At 62.8% G+C, this 18200-nt stretch carries 18 protein-coding genes and 1 pseudogene; 6 read left to right on the forward strand and 13 right to left on the reverse strand.

Features of this window, described 5'->3' with window-relative positions; all coding sequences use genetic code 11:
* Nucleotides 1-39 precede the first annotated feature (39 nt).
* The 5 genes and pseudogenes from NE850_RS19030 (at nt 40) to NE850_RS19050 (ending at nt 5464) form a co-directional block, all read left to right on the forward strand.
* Nucleotides 40-1146 (forward strand): site-specific DNA-methyltransferase, encoded by a 1107-nt coding sequence (locus tag NE850_RS19030; RefSeq protein WP_310699218.1) that lies wholly within the window; start codon nt 40-42, stop codon nt 1144-1146.
* A pseudogene (locus NE850_RS19035) lies at nt 1143-1592 on the forward strand (DNA cytosine methyltransferase); the annotation flags it as partial. The gene NE850_RS19030 and the pseudogene NE850_RS19035, both read left to right, overlap by 4 nt.
* Nucleotides 1593-1644: 52 nt before the next feature.
* On the forward strand, nt 1645-2421 hold the full coding sequence (locus NE850_RS19040; RefSeq protein WP_310699276.1) for a hypothetical protein: 777 nt from the start codon (nt 1645-1647) through the stop codon (nt 2419-2421).
* Nucleotides 2422-2552: 131 nt separating this feature from the next.
* Nucleotides 2553-3350, forward strand: coding sequence for a Nin-like protein (locus NE850_RS19045; RefSeq protein WP_310699219.1), 798 nt, complete (start codon nt 2553-2555; stop codon nt 3348-3350).
* A gap of 68 nt (nt 3351-3418) precedes the next feature.
* Nucleotides 3419-5464, forward strand: a complete 2046-nt coding sequence (locus tag NE850_RS19050; RefSeq protein WP_310699220.1) for a DNA topoisomerase 3 — start codon at nt 3419-3421, stop codon at nt 5462-5464.
* Here the strand turns inward: NE850_RS19050 and NE850_RS19055 are convergent.
* A complete protein-coding gene (locus NE850_RS19055; protein ID WP_310699221.1) occupies nt 5374-5898 on the reverse strand; it encodes a hypothetical protein in 525 nt (174 codons plus the stop codon). The genes NE850_RS19050 and NE850_RS19055 overlap by 91 nt on opposite strands.
* Nucleotides 5899-6204: 306 nt before the next feature.
* Here NE850_RS19055 and NE850_RS19060 point away from each other — a divergent pair, with 306 nt between their 5' ends.
* Nucleotides 6205-6489: an HU family DNA-binding protein gene (locus tag NE850_RS19060; RefSeq protein ID WP_310699222.1), complete on the forward strand. Its 285-nt coding sequence runs from the start codon at nt 6205-6207 to the stop codon at nt 6487-6489.
* An 8-nt stretch (nt 6490-6497) separates the two neighbouring features.
* Here NE850_RS19060 and NE850_RS19065 read toward each other — a convergent pair whose 3' ends face one another.
* The 12 genes from NE850_RS19065 to NE850_RS19120 all read right to left on the reverse strand — a co-directional run bounded on the left by NE850_RS19065 (nt 6498) and on the right by NE850_RS19120 (nt 18166).
* On the reverse strand, nt 6498-7727 hold the full coding sequence (locus NE850_RS19065) for a conjugal transfer protein TraB (protein WP_310699223.1): 1230 nt from the start codon (nt 7725-7727) through the stop codon (nt 6498-6500).
* A gap of 289 nt (nt 7728-8016) precedes the next feature.
* The gene (locus NE850_RS19070) at nt 8017-8370 is read right to left on the reverse strand and encodes a DUF3085 domain-containing protein (RefSeq protein WP_310699224.1); all 354 of its coding nucleotides are present in this window, start codon (nt 8368-8370) and stop codon (nt 8017-8019) included.
* Between the two features lie 133 nt (nt 8371-8503).
* Nucleotides 8504-10789 carry a DEAD/DEAH box helicase gene (locus tag NE850_RS19075; RefSeq protein ID WP_310699225.1) on the reverse strand — a complete coding sequence of 762 codons (2286 nt, stop codon included), beginning with the start codon at nt 10787-10789 and terminating at the stop codon, nt 8504-8506.
* Between the two features lie 123 nt (nt 10790-10912).
* On the reverse strand, nt 10913-11524 hold the full coding sequence (locus NE850_RS19080; protein WP_310699226.1) for a hypothetical protein: 612 nt from the start codon (nt 11522-11524) through the stop codon (nt 10913-10915).
* A gap of 273 nt (nt 11525-11797) precedes the next feature.
* Nucleotides 11798-12253, reverse strand: a complete 456-nt coding sequence (locus NE850_RS19085; RefSeq protein WP_310699227.1) for a hypothetical protein — start codon at nt 12251-12253, stop codon at nt 11798-11800.
* Between the two features lie 74 nt (nt 12254-12327).
* Nucleotides 12328-13434: a DUF6094 domain-containing protein gene (locus NE850_RS19090; RefSeq protein WP_310699228.1), complete on the reverse strand. Its 1107-nt coding sequence runs from the start codon at nt 13432-13434 to the stop codon at nt 12328-12330.
* A gap of 64 nt (nt 13435-13498) precedes the next feature.
* The gene (locus tag NE850_RS19095; protein ID WP_310699229.1) at nt 13499-14059 is read right to left on the reverse strand and encodes a DUF3275 family protein; all 561 of its coding nucleotides are present in this window, start codon (nt 14057-14059) and stop codon (nt 13499-13501) included.
* 265 nt (nt 14060-14324) lie between these two features.
* Nucleotides 14325-14861 carry a hypothetical protein gene (locus NE850_RS19100; protein WP_310699230.1) on the reverse strand — a complete coding sequence of 179 codons (537 nt, stop codon included), beginning with the start codon at nt 14859-14861 and terminating at the stop codon, nt 14325-14327.
* 127 nt (nt 14862-14988) lie between these two features.
* Entirely contained in the window at nt 14989-15561 is a 573-nt protein-coding gene (locus NE850_RS19105) for a hypothetical protein (RefSeq protein WP_310699231.1), read from the reverse strand.
* A gap of 74 nt (nt 15562-15635) precedes the next feature.
* The gene (locus NE850_RS19110; RefSeq protein ID WP_310699232.1) at nt 15636-16055 is read right to left on the reverse strand and encodes an antirestriction protein; all 420 of its coding nucleotides are present in this window, start codon (nt 16053-16055) and stop codon (nt 15636-15638) included.
* A gap of 489 nt (nt 16056-16544) precedes the next feature.
* A complete protein-coding gene (locus NE850_RS19115) occupies nt 16545-17336 on the reverse strand; it encodes a hypothetical protein (protein ID WP_310699233.1) in 792 nt (263 codons plus the stop codon).
* Nucleotides 17333-18166 carry a DUF6878 family protein gene (locus NE850_RS19120; protein ID WP_310699234.1) on the reverse strand — a complete coding sequence of 278 codons (834 nt, stop codon included), beginning with the start codon at nt 18164-18166 and terminating at the stop codon, nt 17333-17335. The genes NE850_RS19115 and NE850_RS19120 overlap by 4 nt, the downstream gene beginning before the upstream one ends.
* Between the last annotated feature and the right edge of the window lie 34 nt (nt 18167-18200).

Here is an 18200-nt window from a genome sequence, read left to right on the forward strand (position 1 = left end):
GCGGTGGGTGGCATGCGGCCTCACTGATGAGGTGTTCCCATGACCGCGAAACGCTGGATCGACGCCTGCCACTTTGGGGACTGCCGGTTGCTGATGGCACGCATGGCAGCCGACGGGGTGCAGGCGCAGACCGTGGTGACCAGCCCGCCCTACTACGGCTTGCGCTCGTATCTGCCGGAGGACGCTCCCGACCGGCAGCACGAACTCGGACTTGAGCGCACACCGCGCGAATACGTGGACCGGATGGTCGACGTGTTCCGGCATGTCCGCAGTCTGCTGGTCGAGGACGGCACGGTCTGGTTATCCATCGGCGACAGCTATGCGGCCAGCCGTTCCTGGCAGGCGCACAGCACCCTCGGAGGCCGCAAGCACGGACCGGCGCAGGGCATCGCTGGCCGGTCCAGTGCGGTTCCGCCTGGCCTGAAAGCGAAGGACCTGATCGGGATCCCGTGGATGCTGGCCTTCGCACTTCGCGACGATGGCTGGTACCTGCGCTCGGCCATTGTCTGGGCCAAGCCGAACGGGATGCCCGGCAGCCAGCTTGACCGGCCCACCTCGTCCTACGAGTACGTGTTCCTGCTGTCGAGACGTGCGCGGTACTACAGCGACTTCGATGCGATCGCGACACCGCCACGTGAGTCGACGCTCGTGCGCCTCGCCCAGGATGTGCAGGCGCAGGCCGGTAGCCATCGTGCCAACGGTGGCACGCGTGCAGCGCGTCCGATGCGGGCTGCCGCCGGAAGTCGCGGTGGGCACCACTGGACAACCCGGGACGGCCGCAGGGAAATCGCCACCGCCAAGCAACGGGGGCACTCACGCCGGCACGCCGGGTTCAACGAACGATGGGACGCTGATCCCGGTGCGGCGGCGCAGCCCGTGATGATGCGCGACGTCTGGTTTGTGGCGCCCGGTGGCTACCGTGGCGCGCACTTTGCCGTGATGCCGCCTGAGATCGCACGGCGTTGTGTACTCGCTGGCAGCAGGCCTGGCGACGTCGTGTTCGATCCGTTCATGGGCAGCGGGACGACGGCAGCCGTAGCCGCAGGTCTCGGGCGTCGTTTCGTGGGTTGTGAGCTGAATCCCGCCTACGCCTCGCTGCAGCGCGAACGCCTCGCACGGGAGGGTTCCGGCGGTGGCACGCCATGACTGCCTGGTACAACGAGCACGATCCGTACGCTGCCCAGTGGCTGCGCAACCTGATCGCCGCGGGCCTGATCGCGCCCGGCGACGTTGACGAAAGGGATATACGCGATGTCACGCCACAGGAGCTTGTCCGCTATGACCAGTGCCACTTCTTCGCGGGCATCGGCACGTGGTCGTATGCGCTGCGTCTCGCCAGCTGGCCGGACTGCCGCCCGGTCTGGACCGGCAGTTGTCCATGCCAGCCGTTCAGCGCGGCCGGCCGCGGGCTTGGATTTGCCGACGAGCGGCATCTCTGGCCTGAGTGGTTCCGCCTCATCGCGCAGTGCCGCCCTGACATCGTGCTTGGCGAGCAGGTTGCAAGCCGCGACGGCCTCGGCTGGCTCGACCTTGTTCACGCTGACCTGGAAGCAGCGCGTTACGCCGTCGGGGCGGTCGATCTGTGCGCTGCGGGCGTCGGTGCGCCGCACATCCGGCAGCGCTTGTGGTTCGTGGCCCACGCCGATGGCTCAACAGGCAAACGGCACACCCGAAGCCTTCCTCGAGCGCAAGCGCAGGTCGGTGGCGCGGGGCTCGCGCATGGGCATCTCTCTCACGGACCTGCAGATGGTTGCGCAGCTCGCAGCGCACTGGCCGACACCGACGTGTCCCAACGGAGGCCGCAGCCCGCGGGGCGGCCAGATGTCGCCGACCGGCCGCACGCCCGACGGGAAAAAGCGGCAGGTCGATCTGCAGTGGATCGCAAGGCTTGCATCGTGGCCGACTCCGCAGGCGAGCGACATGACGGGCGGCGGGCAGGCGCGGCGCGCGTGCGGCGTGACGAAGCACGGCGCGAACCTGAACGATTTCGCGGTGCTCGCAGCGTGGCCGACGCCCACGGCGGCCCTCGCCACGAGAAATGCGCGAACCCTCACTGGCGCACTCGCGGAGGTTGCGAGAAAGGGCGGGCCGCAGGATCTGTGCGCGGCGGCACTCCTCGCCGGGTGGCCGACCCCCACGAGTCTCGCGCCCGCTGCGAACGGTCACAACGCCGCGGGCAACTCGGCCGGGCTGGTCGCGATCCGGGCGCTGGCGCTCTCGATGCTGCCGGTCCGGCTAACGGCTTCTGGCGCGCTGCTGACTGGATCGGATGCCGCGACGGCCGCTTCCGGCCAGTTGAACCCGGCACATTCCCGCTGGCTCATGGCGCTGCCTCCCGCGTGGGACGACTGCGCGCCTATGGCAACGCGATCGTCGCGGAGGCGGCCGCAACCTTCATCCGGGCCGCGGACGAGGCGTTGAACGCCCTTCGGGCGAATTCGTGACGACATGACATTCAGTATTCCTTATCAGGTGATGAAATGATTCATCCAGCGTACCGGGTTCAGGGACCGGCCCAGATCTGTTTCTCGGGCGGCCGCACGAGCGGCTACATGTTGCACCAGATCCTCGAGGCGAACGACGGTCTGCCACCGGATTGCCATGTCACGTTCGAGAACACAGGACAGGAGCGTGAGGAAACCCTGGTGTTCGTTGAGGAGTGCAGTCGTCGCTGGCATGTCCCGGTGCACTGGCTCGAATGGGTGAGCGGGCAGGGACCGGGCGGGTTCCGTCGACCCGAGTGGCGTTTTGTGGATTTCCATTCTGCTTCGCGCCACGGCGAACCGTTCGCGCGCCTGATTGCGCAGAAGCGTTATGTGCCCAATGTCCGCCACTGTCTGTGTACCTCCAATCTCAAGGTCCGCGTGGGCGAGGCGTTCATGCGCTCACTCGGGTATGTGGACTGGGATTCTGTCATGGGCATCCGGGCGGATGAACCGCAGCGGGTGGCCCGCATGCTGGCACCTGGCCGTGACAACAGTGCCGGACTGCCGTATCTGCCGCTCGCACGTGCGGGTGTCACCAAAGCAGACGTGCTGCGCTGGTGGGCGGGGCAGCCTTTTAACCTTGCGCTCGATCCCGCTGGCGACCTGGGCAACTGCGACCTGTGTTTCCTGAAGGGCCGGCGCAAACTTGTCAGCGCGATCCGGGCGGACCGCACACGGGCGGTCTGGTGGCTCAACCAGGAGCATGTGAGCGGCCAGCGGTTTCTCACCGGATATGCCAGCTATGCCGATCTGCTGCGCGAAGCCGATTTCCTCGACCGGCAACTTGAACTGGACGGGCTGGAGCCACCCGACCTGGACCACGAGTCCACAGCGCCGCTCTTCGACTGCCGGTGCGGCGACTGAGCGGTTCCAGAACATCTTCTCCACGCGCGTCACCAGGGAAGCGGACCCCATCCCCGATGGAGGTCGGCATGAAGCTGTACATCTGCGAGAAGCCCTCACAGGCGAAAGATCTGGCGCCACATATTGGCGCACGCTCACGCGTCATCGGCGCATTCACGGGCAACGATGTCGCCGTTACGTGGTGTGTCGGACATCTCGTCGAGCACGCGAAGCCCGAGCAATATGTACCGGAACTGGCTAGCTGGAATCTCGATCTGCTGCCGGTGCTGCCTGAACGATGGGCGGTCACGGTCAAACCTTCCGTGAAGGCCCAGTTCGATGTCGTCGTGCGGCTCATCCGGGAGGCGCACGAGGTGGTCATTGCGACCGACGCAGACCGTGAGGGGGAGGTCATCGCGCGGGAGATGATGCAGCTCGCGGATTATCGCGGCCCGGCGTCACGCCTGTGGCTGTCGGCAATGGATACGGCGTCGGTGCGCAAGGCGCTCGCCCAGTTGCTGCCGGGATCGAAGACGTTGCGCCTGTACCACTCCGGGCTCGGGCGCGGGCACGCGGACTGGCTCGCCGGAATGAACCTGACAATGGCGCTGACGAAGGCGTTCGGCACCGGCGGGAAGGACGGCACGCTGCATTTCGGTCGGGTGCAGACGCCGGTGCTCGCGTTGATCGTCCGGCGCGAGCGCGCGATCCACGATTTTGTACCGAAGGTCCATTACGACCTGAAGGCAGTTTTCGATCTGTCGGGAACCGGAGTGCCGATGCAGTGGATCGCGCCGGCCGGCTTGGCCGACGCCGCAGGTCACGCAACGGATCATGGGAAGGTGAAGGTGGTTGCGGCACGTGTACGGGGGCGAACAGGACGCGCCGATTCGGTGGAGACCACACCCGAGCGGGAAGTTGCTCCACTGCTGTTCAGTCTTGGCAGCCTGCAGCGCGAGGCGTCGGCACGGTACGGGCTGAAGGCGGCAGCGGTGCTCGACGCCTGTCAGGCGCTCTACGAGACACACAAGGCAACGACCTATCCCCGCACCGACTGCGAACATCTGCCGGTGTCGATGCTTGCCGAAGTGCCGAAGGTACTCGCGGCGATCACTGCGATCGATCCATCGCTGAGGGCACTTGCCTCGAAGAGCCAACTGCAGTCACCGGGGCGGGTGTTCAACGATGCGAAGATCACCGCGCACCACGCGATCATTCCGACCGTGAACGGGGCAGTCAGGCTCGCCGGGTTCACGAGGACCGAGCGGCTTGTTTACGATCTGGTCCGGCGTCGCTACCTCGCCCAGTTTCTGGGAGACTTCGAGTACCTGAGGACAGTCATCGGGATGACGTGCGAAGGTGAGCTTTTCCGGGTGACGGGTCATGTACCGACCGTTCAGGGGTGGCGTGAGACGGTCGATACGGCTGCCAGGCCGGACCGGCAGGATGGCGCGGGTGACGAGACGACCGACGTCCCGGCGTTACCTCCAGTGACCGTTGGCCAGCCAGCACTGAACGTGTCCTGTGACGTCGAGCGCAGGCAGACGAAGCCGCCAAAGCGCTATACGGAGGGCACACTGCTCGCGGCAATGGAGTCGATTGATCGAGAGATCGATGATGAGCGCCTGAAGAAGATCATGCGCACGAAGGAGAAGGCGGGCATCGGTACCGACGCGACGCGTGCCGGCATCATCGAGAATCTCTTTCGTCGGGACTATATCGGCAATCACGCGAAGCAGAAAAGGCAGATCGTGCCATTGCCGCGGGGCGATGCATTGATCGCGTTGCTGGAGCAGGTCGCGCCCGAACTGGTGGACCCGGTGCTGACAGCCGAATGGGAGGATCGCCTGATGCAGATCGAGTCTGGAAAACTTGAACTACTGCAGTTCGAGTCCGAACTCGGCGAATGGATCAAGCAACTGGTGGCGCGCATCAAGGCACAATGCAGCAAGAATGGCGGAGGGCAAGTGGTATCGATGGCAGGAGCGACCGTGACATGTCCGGCGTGTGGCGCTCCGATGCGACGGATCAAGGGTTCGCGCGGTTATTTCTGGGGATGCTCGGCGTTTCGCGACGGGTGCCGCGCCACGTTACGGGACGTTGATGGAGTCGCGGTGCAGCCAGGTGGGTCGTGACCCAACGGGGTCCGCGTCGCTCCACCGGCCTGGGCCGATGTTAGCGGCGGCAATGGCGACGGCGCAGTGCCGTTGATGAAGTCGCGCAAATCGCCTTCCGCTTGAACGATGGCGTAAGCCGGCGCCGTGTCGAGCTGGCGATCATGGAGTTGCAGGATGTGTTCGAAGAACGGGTATCCGTCTTCATCCAGGCACCAGAGATTTTCCAGTGCGCCTCGCCTGTTGGCGATTTCCATGTACTGTTCGGCAGCGTGAAATTCTTCCAGTGGAAGGTCTCCGTATCCGGCGCGTTGCAGAAACCAGGAGACGTACATGACGCTTGCCAGTTCGACCAGATGTTCGGTCGAGCCAAATCCCTTGCGGACGGTGGTCAGACAGGCGTGAAACTTGAGCGAGCGCGTACGCGTCGCCGCGAGAGGCAGGGGCAGCAGCAACTCGCGCGAATAGCGGGAGCTGCGACGCTTACGGCGGCGGGCAGATTGGGACTACGGTCGTGCGGTCAGCGGGCAGGGGCGGGTGAACGCTGCGATTTTACGACAGCTTTTATCGGCGTCCAGCCGGTCACGGTCCCTGTTCCTGTCAGGCCGGAGTCCTGGGATTGCCAGCGCCGGTCGACGGATCTTGTGCGGTGAACCGTGTATGCGGTACGGTACGTGGGTCGCTCTGCGGCCGCTGCCGTTCGGGTAGCCATTTATGGGAATGTAGCAGTCAACTTTATTAATCGACAGAGGATGCATTTTATGAACAAGCAGGAACTGATTGACGCCGTCGCGTCTGCGACGGGTGCGAGCAAGGTAATTAGCGGCGAGGCCATTGACGCCGTGATTGGTGCCATCACCAAGGCTGTCGCGAGGGGCGATACGGTGCAGCTGGTTGGTTTTGGCTCGTTTAGCCAGGGCAAGCGGGCAGCTCGTACGGGCCGCAATCCGTCAACCGGCGAGGAGATCAAGATTGCTGCTGCGAATACGGTGAAGTTTACGGCGGGCAAGGCATTCAAGGATGCGGTGAACGGTACCGGGAAATAACGAGTCGGTTACCTGTTTGTGGCGCGCAGCAGCGGTGCACCCGCCAGGCGCGCCACGGCTTCGATGCTTTGCCGCTGGATGTTGGCGAGTGCGAGATCGGAATCGAACCATCCGTTCGACTGGCTGACGATCACGTCTGGTTTGTCCAGCAGCGTGCGCCAGTGCGGCCACCACAGCAGGTCCTCAAAGCATAGTGACATCGCGGCGCGGTAGCCGGCGATCATCAGATACGGCTGGTTGATATCTCCCCTGATGGCACTGATCGTCGCTCCGGGTCGCCACAGGGCGACGGGGACCGGCTGCCGGCTGTCGAGCCGTCCACGTCCGGCGCCGGTGATCAGCGTACTGTCGGTGTACCGGAATGGGCTGACGTTCACCGTCAGGTCCATCCCGATCACGAGTGTCTGTCCGGCAGCGCGCATGCGTTCAATGTCGGCGCGCCACCACAATTTCATCGCGGGACGCCACAAACCGGCGATCTCTTCCGGCAGGATCACCACGTCTGTTCCGTCTGCGAACGAGCGCTGGACAATCGATTGAACGTGCACGGTCCGCGCGTAGAGTGACGGGTAGCTGGACTGATCGAAGCGGCCAAGCGCGGTGTCGACCGCACGCCATCCGGCTGGTGGCGACTGTGGGGGTTCCTGGCCGTTTGCGTAAAGAGCAAGACCGGCCAGGGTGGCGATACATGTGACCCAGCCTGCGGATCGGCGAGACGGTATGGAGGCGGTGCACAGTGCTGCGAGCCCGAGACCCATGCCAGTGATTCGCCAGCCAGGATACAGCGTGCCTGCCACGTGAATCGGCGACAGCCATCCAATGATGCCGAGCGGCGGAGCCGTCACGATCAGCGTAGCCAACGACGCCCGACATGCGTGGCTGAAGCCGGATGCTGTACGTTCTGGTTTGAGTACCGTCCAGGGAAGCGCGAGGACCGCGGCCTGCAATAACCAGAAAGCGGTGCCCTGAGTAACGGCCATGCCAACGCTGAGTTCCTGATGGCCGACGAAGAACCGCTCACAGACCGCTGGTATGTCGCGGGCACCTGCGAGATAGTAGGTTGTCCAGAGCGTGAATGCGGCGACCCTGCTGGGCAGCCTGGACCATAGGGCGGGAAGGGCGAGAAGAGTGATGGGGAAGTGTCCTGGGTACCAGGCCAGGAGCGCGATGATGATGCCCGCACTGAACGCCAGCAGGTGGTGTGAGCCGTTGCGAATCGCTCCAATGGTTTGGAACAACAGTCGGGACCGAGATTTATGCATGATGGCCAGCAACGCAATAGTGGGCGGGTGTCGGTTACATGACGGACACCCCTGTACGTGATGCGCGCTGCTGATCGCCCGATGGGACTTGATTAAGTTGAGGCAGGGGCTGAAGTAAGTTGACCTGCCTGTTGATATGTTAGTCGTTCTCGGTCGGCGGTGGAACATGCCTGATGCCCGATCTGCAAATGAAAAGCCCCTGCTCTTGCGAGACAGGGGCTGTGCGGACTGTGGATGATGCGACGGTTCGGGTGGCCGGATTACGTTACGCGTCGGGCTTGACGGCATCCACGTACAGATGACTGGCGTCTGCCGTGATTTCCAGATTGCAGCCGTCGGCTACGACGCGATCGAATATGGCGTCGTCGTGCCCGAAATACTCGGCAAAGTCGTCGCCGCCGAATTCGTCGCGCGCGCGGTCCCACCACTCGTCGAAAGGTGTCGTCTCGGGATTGCATCCGACGGCGTACGCGATGGTTCGCGGGCGGCCGTTTCCCGGGGCGTCACTTTTCTCCGACATCATGTAGACACCCTGGTCCTTGACGAGAATGATGCGGCAGGCGTGCGCGCGGGCTTCAACAATGACCGGATGTAAATCCGGAGCGAGAAACTGGATCATGATTGATACCTCCAGAAGTTTGCGGAATGTGCGAAGCTGCGGCCCTGACATCGGGACAGGGCGTCAGCTTCGCGGTCAATGGCATTGATTACGACGTGGATCAGTGGTGAAGGGGGATACCAGTCACGCCAGGCTACTCCTGATTCACCAGTTGTCGCGCGAGCGCGACTTCGATGCTCTCTCCACCCTGGTTCAGGATGTCGAGACCGGACTCTGGCATGTCGCCGGAGGTCGATTGCGAAACAGCGATCTTCTGGGCCATGAGTTTCAGGCATCGCATCTGCGCGGTACCCTCATAACCGATGAATCGCACCGTAACGTCGAGCGTTTGCCCAATGCGCCAGCTTCGTCGTGCTGCCTGTTGAAGCGTGTAGACGTTGTAGCCGGACTGAAGAAAGGCGATGGTCGGGAATTCGAGCAGGTCGAGTCCCGTCTTGACCAGTTCGGGATTGGTGATGATGACTTCGGCACCGCGCTCGAGCTGATCGGCAACCCAGTCCTCACGTTTTTCGGCGGCGACGCTCGCGCGAAGCACGGATGCCTTGACTCCCACCGCATCGAAAAGATTTTTAAGCCGTATGGACGTGTCGCGCGTACCGGTATAAGTTGTATAAACCAGCGTGCGCCGGCGGTTCAGCAGTTCGCCGCGGACGAGGTGTAGCAATTCGGCTTCCTTGGGTCCGGGCTGGTCGTCGCGCAGCAGGGCGGGCACGCTGGCAAGGATCCGTTTCGTGCGAGGATGACGCACGATTTCCGGTCGGAAACAGCATTCCGGCCAGGCGAGCAGCGCGTTGAGCACTACACCGAGCAGACTCTTGTCGCCACAACGCAGTGCGGCGCGTAGCTCTGAAGTCAGTGTCGATTCGAGTGTCCGGTATGCCGCTGCCATCTCCTCGGTCAGCGCGACGGGCAACAACGCTTCGTCATAGGGCGGCAGAACGTTCTGGCCGATCTGAGAGAGCTTCAGGAAGGCTGTATAGGGCACGACGTAACGCATGATGCCCTTGGGGCCGAAGCCTGGGCCTTTCACCGTCGAGACGCTTTTCCGGTCACCCTTTGCAGTGCGATGCGAACCTTCATCGACCTGCTTGTGAATGTCGATCAGCACGCCATGCTCGCGCATGAATGCCATCGTGGCGGCCGCCATCGAACCGTTGGTGTTGTAGTTGAACCCGTCCTCGATCAGCATGTTCGGGTTAAGGCGGTAGAGCAGGTGATACAGGTCGTCCGCGTAGCCGCCCATCAGCGTGCCGGTGAGCAGCAGCGTTCTCGATGCCTTGCGGGCCAGTACGCCCATGGCCTGTCCCTGGGCTGAGTTCTCGTTCTTGTATTCATGGCCCTCGTCCGCGATGAGCAGACCGAAGTATCCCTGGGGGAGATAGCGTTTGACGAACTCGGATGCCTGATAGCCACCTTGTCCGAAAGAAATCTCCGTATGAGCCAGTGCGCGTTCCATGCGTCGCGCCTGCCGGTCGGAAAAGATCAGCTCACCCTGGTCGTCCATCAGGTTGATGAACTCATAGAGGTTGTCCTGAAGCATGTCGGCGAGCATGGATTCGCCGAAACGGGTAAGCAGCCGCTCCGCTGTCTTGTCGCCCACGGTCGGCATCTGAAGCAGCGCAGCCTTCACGAGTTCGCGCATCGATCGCGTGCCTTGTCCTTTCGGAGCGAGGGTCCACAGCCGCTCACCGCAACTGCATGCGCGGCGCTTTTCGTTGAGTGCAGATCGGGCGAGCATAGGTGTCAGCGGTTTGCCATCCTCGTCGACAACGAATTCGCCACAGGACGGGCAGCAGGCAAAGACACGGGTGATCGCATCGGTCTCCATGTCGAGTGTGGCGATGCGGCGTGCCAAGGCAGGTTTCCAGTCGAACCCCATGCGCATGCGCACGCGGCCGAGAATAAAAAACTCCGGTACTTCGGGCCTCATCCGCATGACGCGGAGCTGGAGCAACTTGCGCAACGTGTCCGGGCCATTGAGGATCCAGACCCGAGCGCCGGGGACGGTTGCCTTGATTTCCCGACGCCACTTGTAGACCAGATGCGGTGGTGCAATGACCAGTGTGCGCGGATAGCCACAGTGATGGAGCAGGACGGCAACGCCGATACCCATCAGTGTCTTGCCCGTACCCATTTCGCCGTTGATGACGCCGCCCGGCGCGTGCTGGGTGAGCAGCGTCGTGATGGCATGAATGACCTCGCGCTGGGCGGGAAACGGCTGTCGCGAGAGCCCGTCGAGCAGCGCGTCCCAGCGCGCGTCACACCGTCCGTTGTAGATGGAGGGGTTTTGCTGACGTACGGCATCGAGCAGGCCTTTGCCGAAATTCGAGATGAATTCCGGCAGGGCGATCACGTCGCCACCGGATGGATCGTCCGGTATCGCGTCCTGATCGACAGGTGGGGGTTGCAGATATTCCATGATGCATCTCCAGGAGGAGCGGCGCACCTCTCCCCCTCGGGATCGGTGCCCCGCGGGTTGAGGAAATGATGAAACAGGACCGGTCGGCACGGAGGCGACGACCGGAGTTAATGTGAAGGAGGTTCAGTCCAGGGCGAGCGCGCCGCTGTTAACGAAACGGGAGATGGCTTCACCGAACGAGTCAGGCAGCGTGATCCGGGACGCGCGGATGCGTCCGATGGAGGCATGCGGCGTCTGGTCGAGATGACTCACGAGCTGGTCACCTAGCATGCCGAGCACGAACGAACGCCAGTGCGGCAGCAGTGGTATCGGGCTGAGCTGTTCGATCAGCGACCAGGACCGCTCCTCCAGTGATGCGTCGTCGTGGGCCTGGGTGTCCCGGTCAACGAGCAGCCATGCCGAACCTGTCGCCTTCGACGGGGTGAGGAGTGCTTCGTCATAGATCCACGTGTGGACCAGATTGCCGAACAGGTTTTCCTTCGGCAGACGACCGCTGTATTTATCCAGCCGTCTCGGATCGCCGATGGGAACGGCGGCAATCACCTGGGTGGTGTCGGGGTTGATCAGCGTGATCTGACGGATGCCGCCTTCCTGGATGCCAAGGTGCAGCGAGGCATACAGTTGCTGAACGGCACCGTCGCGGCCGAAGACGGAAACGAAGGCGAGCTCGCCGTCGGGAGCACGTACGCAGGCGTCGACGAAGATGTCCTGCAGTTCCTTGATGGGATACAGCATGTGGGGCTCCTGAATGAACGCCCGCTGCACCCACCAGAGGCAGACCCGGGCGGGTTGAAGGAAATTCCAGGCTTTCTGGGGAAAGCCGCAGCCGCGCAGACGAAGGCGCCGGAAGGAGGCTGCTGGTTTGCCGCTGAAGGTGCCGCGTAACGGACGGCGACGGGTCTGCTGCCGGCAGACCAGCGGAAAACGCTTTCCTGGCGCGTCCGTCTGAACGTTCCGGGAAAGCGCCCCATAGAAGGGACGCGCAATGGGAGGAAATGGGCTAGCGAATCAGCAATGCGCCAACGTCGCCAGCAGGGCGCGAAGCTCACGCACCTCTCTGGCTGTGAGCGTCGTCGGCACCAGGGCTTCGGGGTGCCACGCGTCGATCGCTGATGCAGCAGGCAGACGGCTGCCGACCAGTCGGGCGAGTGCCAGCAGCCGCTCGGCCGCCGCATGCACCCGGGTCATGCGTACCGAAGCATGTGCGACAGGCCATGCGGCGACGGCGGTGGCATCGAAACACAGAATCTGTCCATCGAGTTCTTCGTAGTCGTCGTAGAGCAGCGGCATGTCGGGTGTGTCATCCCGGAACGTGCTGGCGTCGAACGCCGCGCGTGCGTGGCGGCAGGCCTCGTCGGCGCTGGTGGCCTGGACACCCACCACCACGCGGTGGGCGTAATCGAGGGTGTAACCAACCATGTACAGGCCCGGAGCTGTTTCAATATCGTCAGGCAGGGGCGTCATGCTGTTCTCCTGTTGAGGACGGGACCCTGCCCGTGCGGGGCGAGCCCCCGCAAGGTTGAAGGTGAAAATCCGTGCTATCGGATCGTGACAATCCGGCCGAGATTGGGGCCGGGCGTGAAGTCGATGCCCGCGATGGTCGGAACGAACCGGTCACGCATGAGGATCGTGGTCCGGATGTCGCCCTTGGCGGTTTCCTCGATCTGGACTTCCTGCTCTTTCTGCTTGATCGTGTCACCGCGGATCAGCAGGCGGGTACCGTCCAGCCCGGTCACCACGCCAGTGATCTGGCCGGCCGCGAGCGCGAGGGCAAGATGCCAGTCAGACAGATCACGCAACGGGCGCCGCGGTGTGACCGCTTTTGCGGCGAACATCGTGGCGAACTGCGGCCAGAGCGTGGCGTCCTGCAGATGTTGCAGTTCGTGTTTGAGTTGCGGTGCATCGATCCGGGTGGACACGAAAGCGTGCTCACCTGACACCGAAGGGATGCGGTACGGCTGCCCTGACCAGTTTTCCGGTAGCTCCGGCAGGAGTTCGCCCTCGCTGATGCGGGCAAGTCGCGCAGCCAGTGCGCTGTCCACACCATCCGCCCGGCGCTTGATGCCGAACATCACGAGCTGTTTGAATGTCTGATCGGGCGCGAGATAAGCCTCGACGTGTGCGAAGTTGCGGGCGATCATGGTCGCGAATTCGCGATCCATCACGTAGTACGGCACGATCAGAACGAGTACGCCGCCGAACGCGAGCCATGGAACCGTCTTCAGGTAGAAAATCTTCTCGAGCCGGTTCGGCTGGCGTTCCCCGGTCTGTGCCTTGTCCGATACAACATCGCCGTAGGGCGGATTCAGGAACAGCAGGCCCATGCTGCGGGCGGTGATGAACATGTCGTGGACGTCGGTGTGCGCCACGGTGTCGAGCACGCTCTTGGCATGCCACGCACGTTCGCGATCGTACTCAACGCCCCATGTGCGGACAGCGTCGGGTGATGTGGCCAGATCGGCCAGCGTTTCCTTCACGTCGTGCAACGCGGCGCCCTCGCCGCAGCACGGATCGAGTAGCCGCACCGGACGGTCAGGTTCGGCCAGTGCGAGAGCGGGGATGATGCGTCCGAGCGTGACGGCATCGGTTGGGAAGTACCCGTTTTTTACAAAGTTTCGGGCGAGGCGGGGAAAGATCAGGGCCATAGAGACCTCCATGGAAAGTGGACGTGCCGAGACGGGAGGCCAGGCACGCCAGAGGTGGAAGAATTCAGCTCTTCAGCCAGGTCTGGCTGGATGCCTGGAAGGCGTAGCCGAATACGCGAAGCTGGTCGCGCTGTTGTCGGAATACGCCACGGTCGACTGTGGGATCGAGCTTGACTGGTGCACCGGCGACGATGGCGTCGGCGAGTTCAGTCCCGAAGAGGTCGGGGAGATACAGCTCGTCAGAATCGGCACCCGCCTGTGCAACGGGTGCGGCTTCTCCGGCAAGGGTTGGCGTTGCTGTACCGGATGAGCGTTCTTCATCGGCCGGATCCGGCTCGCTCGAAGACGGTGCCTGCCCGGTTTCGCTGAACGGTTCGTCGTTGTCGAGCTGCACATCGGCGAGCCTGGCGCGGATTTCGACCGTGACCTTGCCAAACCACATGTAGCTGTGCGGATAGATCTTGTCGATGAGAAACGTGCCGGTGTAGGCGCCGGGCTCGAACTGCTCAAGCACCTTGTCCTTGACCTTGAATTCGCCGACGGACGTCGTGAGTTCGCCGACCTGGAAGGGGCCGTTACTGCCTTTGATGGTCCGCACGTCGAGCGTGCCTGAAAGGGAAATCATGATGCCTCCGCGAAGTGAGGCGGGCCAACCCTCGCGGGCATGGCGGCCCGCTGGTTGGGGAAGAGAGATTCCGTCTGCCCCGTAAGGGCAGGCAGCTGCGCAGACAGGGCGCCGGAAGGACGCTGCGGGTGTCGCACGACGTGGCGACGCACGGATCTGCATCTGGCAGATCACAGGAATGGGTCATTCCGGGAGAGCCGCGAAGACGGTCCTTCGGGAATGACGCCTGCCGGGTGGGCAGGCGTAACGGAGCACCTCTGGTGTATCAACTGGCGGGTTGCCCAGTGGCATCACCGGCATGTCTTTGTCCAACGATGTGGCGGAAGAGCCGTGGCGGAAACTCGAACAGCCGGCCGCCGCTCTCCACGATCCACGTTCGATGAATCCGTCTGACGACAACGGCCTCGGTGATCGAGAGCCCGCTGAGCGTCAGGATGTCGCCGGCTGCCAGCGTGCGTGAGCGCGCGGCATGCCAGGCGTGGACCAGCTCGCGCCATGCGGGCGCCGTCGGTGGAACCATGTCGAGGTAGGCGAGGGGGCAGGAGTAATAGAGGGGTTGCATTTCCTCGCACATATCCTTGTAGCCCCAGCCAGAGCAGCCTTTATCCCAGGCGAGCAGGTCGCAGCCGATATAGCGGAAGGGGTCAGTGCCTTCTCGTCCGACCTCCCAGACCGTCCAGAGTACGTTGCCACTGAGGCAGTGGCGCAGGCAGCGACGCGTGGAGTTTTCGTGCTCTTCATCGCGCGTGAGACGCGCGATGAGTTGTGCACGCGTCTGTCCATGACCAAATAACCATCCCATGATGCACCTCGCAGAATAGGGCGAGGCACCTTCCCCCTTTGTGGGGCAACGTGCCCCGCGGGGGAATGCACCGTCGTCACGGTGCGGATGAAAAGGAAATGTGAATGGGGGACGATCCTGGTCGCGATTACACGCGACGCTGTGAGCGAAGGTCGCGGCCAATGATCGTTCGTAACGAACTGATGATGAAGACGGTCCAGTCCGCGAAGTACCGGCCGTCGAAGACGATCGCGCCGGAACTGAGCCCGAGCTGGATCGGGAGCGCGAACCTGCCTGTGGGGACATGACCGTCGCGTCCGGCGAGTATTTCCATATCGGGGAAGAAGCGGCGACCTTCGAACGGATCGAGGAATTCGAGTCTGACTTCGCGAGCCTCGACGGTGTGGCAGTAACGTAGTCGTCCGATCAGCGGGCCATCGAAGCCTGCGTTGATTGCAGAGGTGAACGGATTGTCCCGACCATTGAAGAGTCCAAGATACAGGCCATCGGCGAGATCGACACTGTGGATCGTGTAGCGCGGAAGCGCCCGCCCGTCGCGACACAGAAAATCCTGTTTTGATGGCGCGTCATCGTTCTCGGGGAGAGGCGAGGCGTGTCCCAGTGGCTGCGGCTTGCTCGGGTATTCCGTGTTTGCCGGCGGCCAGTAGCGCATGCCCGTATCAGCGGGCGGTTGGGGAAAGAGAGAAATGCAGGCCGACATGATTGTCTCCGGAAGGATCGCGAAGACGCACCCCAGCGGGATGCGTTCCGCGGGGGTGAAGGAAGGGCGATGTGTCAGTCGATTGCGGCGAAAATCTTGCGGGCCTCGGGGTGAGACGGGACGAATGCGAGCAACGTGTGATAGAGCCCGGTGAATTTCTCGTCTTCGGTTGCCCATGCCATCGCGTTCAGCGCAAAGAGGGTAGCGACGATGCCCGCCGCGTCGCAGCTCATCTCGCCGTCGTATCCGTTTCCGTCGCAGGCGATGGGGAGCGGATCGTCGAGGCGAGGCACCATATAGAACGCCCCGTTGGACAATTCGACGTAGTCCCAGAAGCCACCGGCGTAGGTCGTGCACAGTGACGACATGGCGTTGTAGACAGCGATTTCTCCGCGAATCATGTGTTTGCCGAAATAGCGTGGCAAGATTTCCATGCGACGTTCCTCGGGCACGATGCTCGCGACGATGGAACGCGTTTCAGCGGTCTGGTTCATGATGTCCTCCAGAAAGATGCGGAGGACGACTTTCCCGGCGGGGAAGTACATTCCCCGCGTGGGTTGAATAACAAGGGTGCCGACGATGCGGAGCTCAGCCCGCAGTCGTGAAGCATCAGAGATAGCAGTGACGATGGCGCGCGGCTGAGGATCAGGGGTTTTCCAGATCGTCAGTCAGTTGGGACCATTCCTCAGCCAGTTTTGCGACGGATTCGGGCACGTCGTCGACGGCTTCTCCCGTGTCGAGGCTAACCAGACAGTGCCCCTCGCCAGGGATGGTGCCGGCGTCGTACTCCAGCGGTACCCCTGTGTGGCAAGTTGTTGCTGGATTTCATCGCGACGATCTTTGGGTGGATCGTCATGTCCTATCTGACCATGTTCCATGGTTTGCTCCAGTTGAAAGTTGGAAGAGGTCGATGCGTGTCTGGCTGGTGCATCGGATACTTCGAAGATGGCTAACGCGAGGCGCGTCGCATCAGCCGGCTAGCGTCATGCATCGCACCGGCAACCGGTTTCGCGCAGGTGGCGTCTCAGATTGCCTTCGCTGAAAATCACGGCATGGTCGTGGATGGCATCGAGCAGAGACCACCACCACGGTTCCTGTTCCAGGACACGATGCTCGTCGCCTGTTCCGTTGTTGCCGGACAGATGAACCTCGATGCATCGTTCACAGGCCAGCATCTCGCGCACCATCGTCTGCGCCCGGCATCGGGTGCGGGTGGCAATGATGTTCAGATGTGAGAGATCCAGCGCGTACGGCACGCCGGAGTCGAAGAGCGCCCGATATTCATTCCAGCCCGATATCAGGTACGGGTTGTCGCGTGTCGGATAGTGGCCTTCAATTCCGACGGGGCAGTTGAACAGTGCAGCGGCCCGCCGTGCGTTGTCGAAGAGTCTGGACAACGTGCAGCGGTCGCGCCGTCCCGCGTGGGCGGTATAGGCCAGTGCGTCGAGAGATTGACTGCGTGCGACGAGTGCCTGCCAGTACGGATCGTCCTGGCTCCAGTCAGCGAGGTCGGCAAGGCGCCTTGCTGCCAATACGCGAACATTGGCGTGAAGACGAAAACGGGTCCGGGGAAATCGGTGGCGCAGGTTCTGAGCAAGTTCTGGCGTCAGGACACCACGGTTTTGAGGGCAGAGCTGAATGTGATTGGACTCCAGCGTACCCAGCAACGGCTCGCGCGGCGGCCTGCGGATTGATTCCACCACGGCATCCTCGAAACCCACGCCAGGCCATACGGCCAACGATACGTTGGCTGGCCGGGGAGGGTAGCGGTTCATGGCTCACCTCCCTCGGACGCGTCGTGACTGCCGGTGCCGTAGATGTACGAGTTGTTGACGGTGTCGGTGACGTTGTCGCAATGCTCAAGGCTTGCGGTGGCGTCGGAGTGGACGATGAAAGTGCCGCCACCTCCGTCGTTGTTTTCCCAGCCGCTGTGGCCGGCAAGATCGATCGCGTCGTAAAGCAGGTTCTCGATGGCGTCGTCGAACGAGTGCTCCTCGATGTCCGGCATCGATTTCCCGTTGGTGGTGGAGGATGCGGCAGATCCGTAGTCGAGCCTGGGCATTGCAATCGAGGCAGGTGGTGTTCCCGGCGAACCTGGCCATTGCAGCGTGATCGTCTCGACTCCGCCGGAATCGCCGTATCCGTTGTATTCGACGGTAACGGACAGGGCACCAGCGGAGCGCAGGACGGCGCCAACAGCATTGAGCGCGGCGGTGAGTTCGCTGTCCGTGCCGAATTCGTGCATGGACTCGTTCGAGTTCTCGACATTGTCGTAGTGCTCGAGAGTGGCGGTGCCATCGGACAGGAGCGTGAATGTGCCGCCGCCGCCTTCGTTGTTTTCCCAGCCGTCGTGACCGGCTGAGGAGACCGCGTCCCAGACGAGATTTTCGAACTGGTTGTCGAAGTCGGGGTAATCCAGGCTGTCGAAGGTGGTTGGCCTGGGTTCGGTTGCGTCTGCGTTCCCAGCCGGATCGGCTGGCCACTGGATCGCGATTTCGAAATGGTTTCCCGAGTCACCGTAGCCGGCATATTCCGCCGTGGCGGATACTGCGCCGGCAACTCGCAGTGCTGTCGAGAGCTGGGCAAGAGTGCGATTGAGGTCCATGAGGAACTCCCGGTAAATAGCGGGAGCCTTCCGC

Origin of the sequence: Paraburkholderia sp. USG1, assembly GCF_031570135.1 — a bacterium.
Taxonomy (GTDB): Bacteria; Pseudomonadota; Gammaproteobacteria; order Burkholderiales; family Burkholderiaceae; genus Paraburkholderia; species Paraburkholderia dioscoreae.

Coding starts and splice junctions, on each gene's coding strand:
- NE850_RS19030 (WP_310699218.1), top strand. CDS start 40: ATGACCGCGAAACGCTGGATCGACGCCTGCCACTTTGGGGACTGCCGG.
- NE850_RS19040 (WP_310699276.1), top strand. CDS start 1,645: ATGGCTCAACAGGCAAACGGCACACCCGAAGCCTTCCTCGAGCGCAAG.
- NE850_RS19045 (WP_310699219.1), top strand. CDS start 2,553: ATGTTGCACCAGATCCTCGAGGCGAACGACGGTCTGCCACCGGATTGC.
- NE850_RS19050 (WP_310699220.1), top strand. CDS start 3,419: ATGAAGCTGTACATCTGCGAGAAGCCCTCACAGGCGAAAGATCTGGCG.
- NE850_RS19060 (WP_310699222.1), top strand. CDS start 6,205: ATGAACAAGCAGGAACTGATTGACGCCGTCGCGTCTGCGACGGGTGCG.
- NE850_RS19070 (WP_310699224.1), bottom strand. CDS start 8,370: ATGATCCAGTTTCTCGCTCCGGATTTACATCCGGTCATTGTTGAAGCC.
- NE850_RS19075 (WP_310699225.1), bottom strand. CDS start 10,789: ATGGAATATCTGCAACCCCCACCTGTCGATCAGGACGCGATACCGGAC.
- NE850_RS19080 (WP_310699226.1), bottom strand. CDS start 11,524: ATGCTGTATCCCATCAAGGAACTGCAGGACATCTTCGTCGACGCCTGC.
- NE850_RS19085 (WP_310699227.1), bottom strand. CDS start 12,253: ATGACGCCCCTGCCTGACGATATTGAAACAGCTCCGGGCCTGTACATG.
- NE850_RS19090 (WP_310699228.1), bottom strand. CDS start 13,434: ATGGCCCTGATCTTTCCCCGCCTCGCCCGAAACTTTGTAAAAAACGGG.
- NE850_RS19095 (WP_310699229.1), bottom strand. CDS start 14,059: ATGATTTCCCTTTCAGGCACGCTCGACGTGCGGACCATCAAAGGCAGT.
- NE850_RS19100 (WP_310699230.1), bottom strand. CDS start 14,861: ATGGGATGGTTATTTGGTCATGGACAGACGCGTGCACAACTCATCGCG.
- NE850_RS19105 (WP_310699231.1), bottom strand. CDS start 15,561: ATGTCGGCCTGCATTTCTCTCTTTCCCCAACCGCCCGCTGATACGGGC.
- NE850_RS19110 (WP_310699232.1), bottom strand. CDS start 16,055: ATGAACCAGACCGCTGAAACGCGTTCCATCGTCGCGAGCATCGTGCCC.
- NE850_RS19115 (WP_310699233.1), bottom strand. CDS start 17,336: ATGAACCGCTACCCTCCCCGGCCAGCCAACGTATCGTTGGCCGTATGG.
- NE850_RS19120 (WP_310699234.1), bottom strand. CDS start 18,166: ATGGACCTCAATCGCACTCTTGCCCAGCTCTCGACAGCACTGCGAGTT.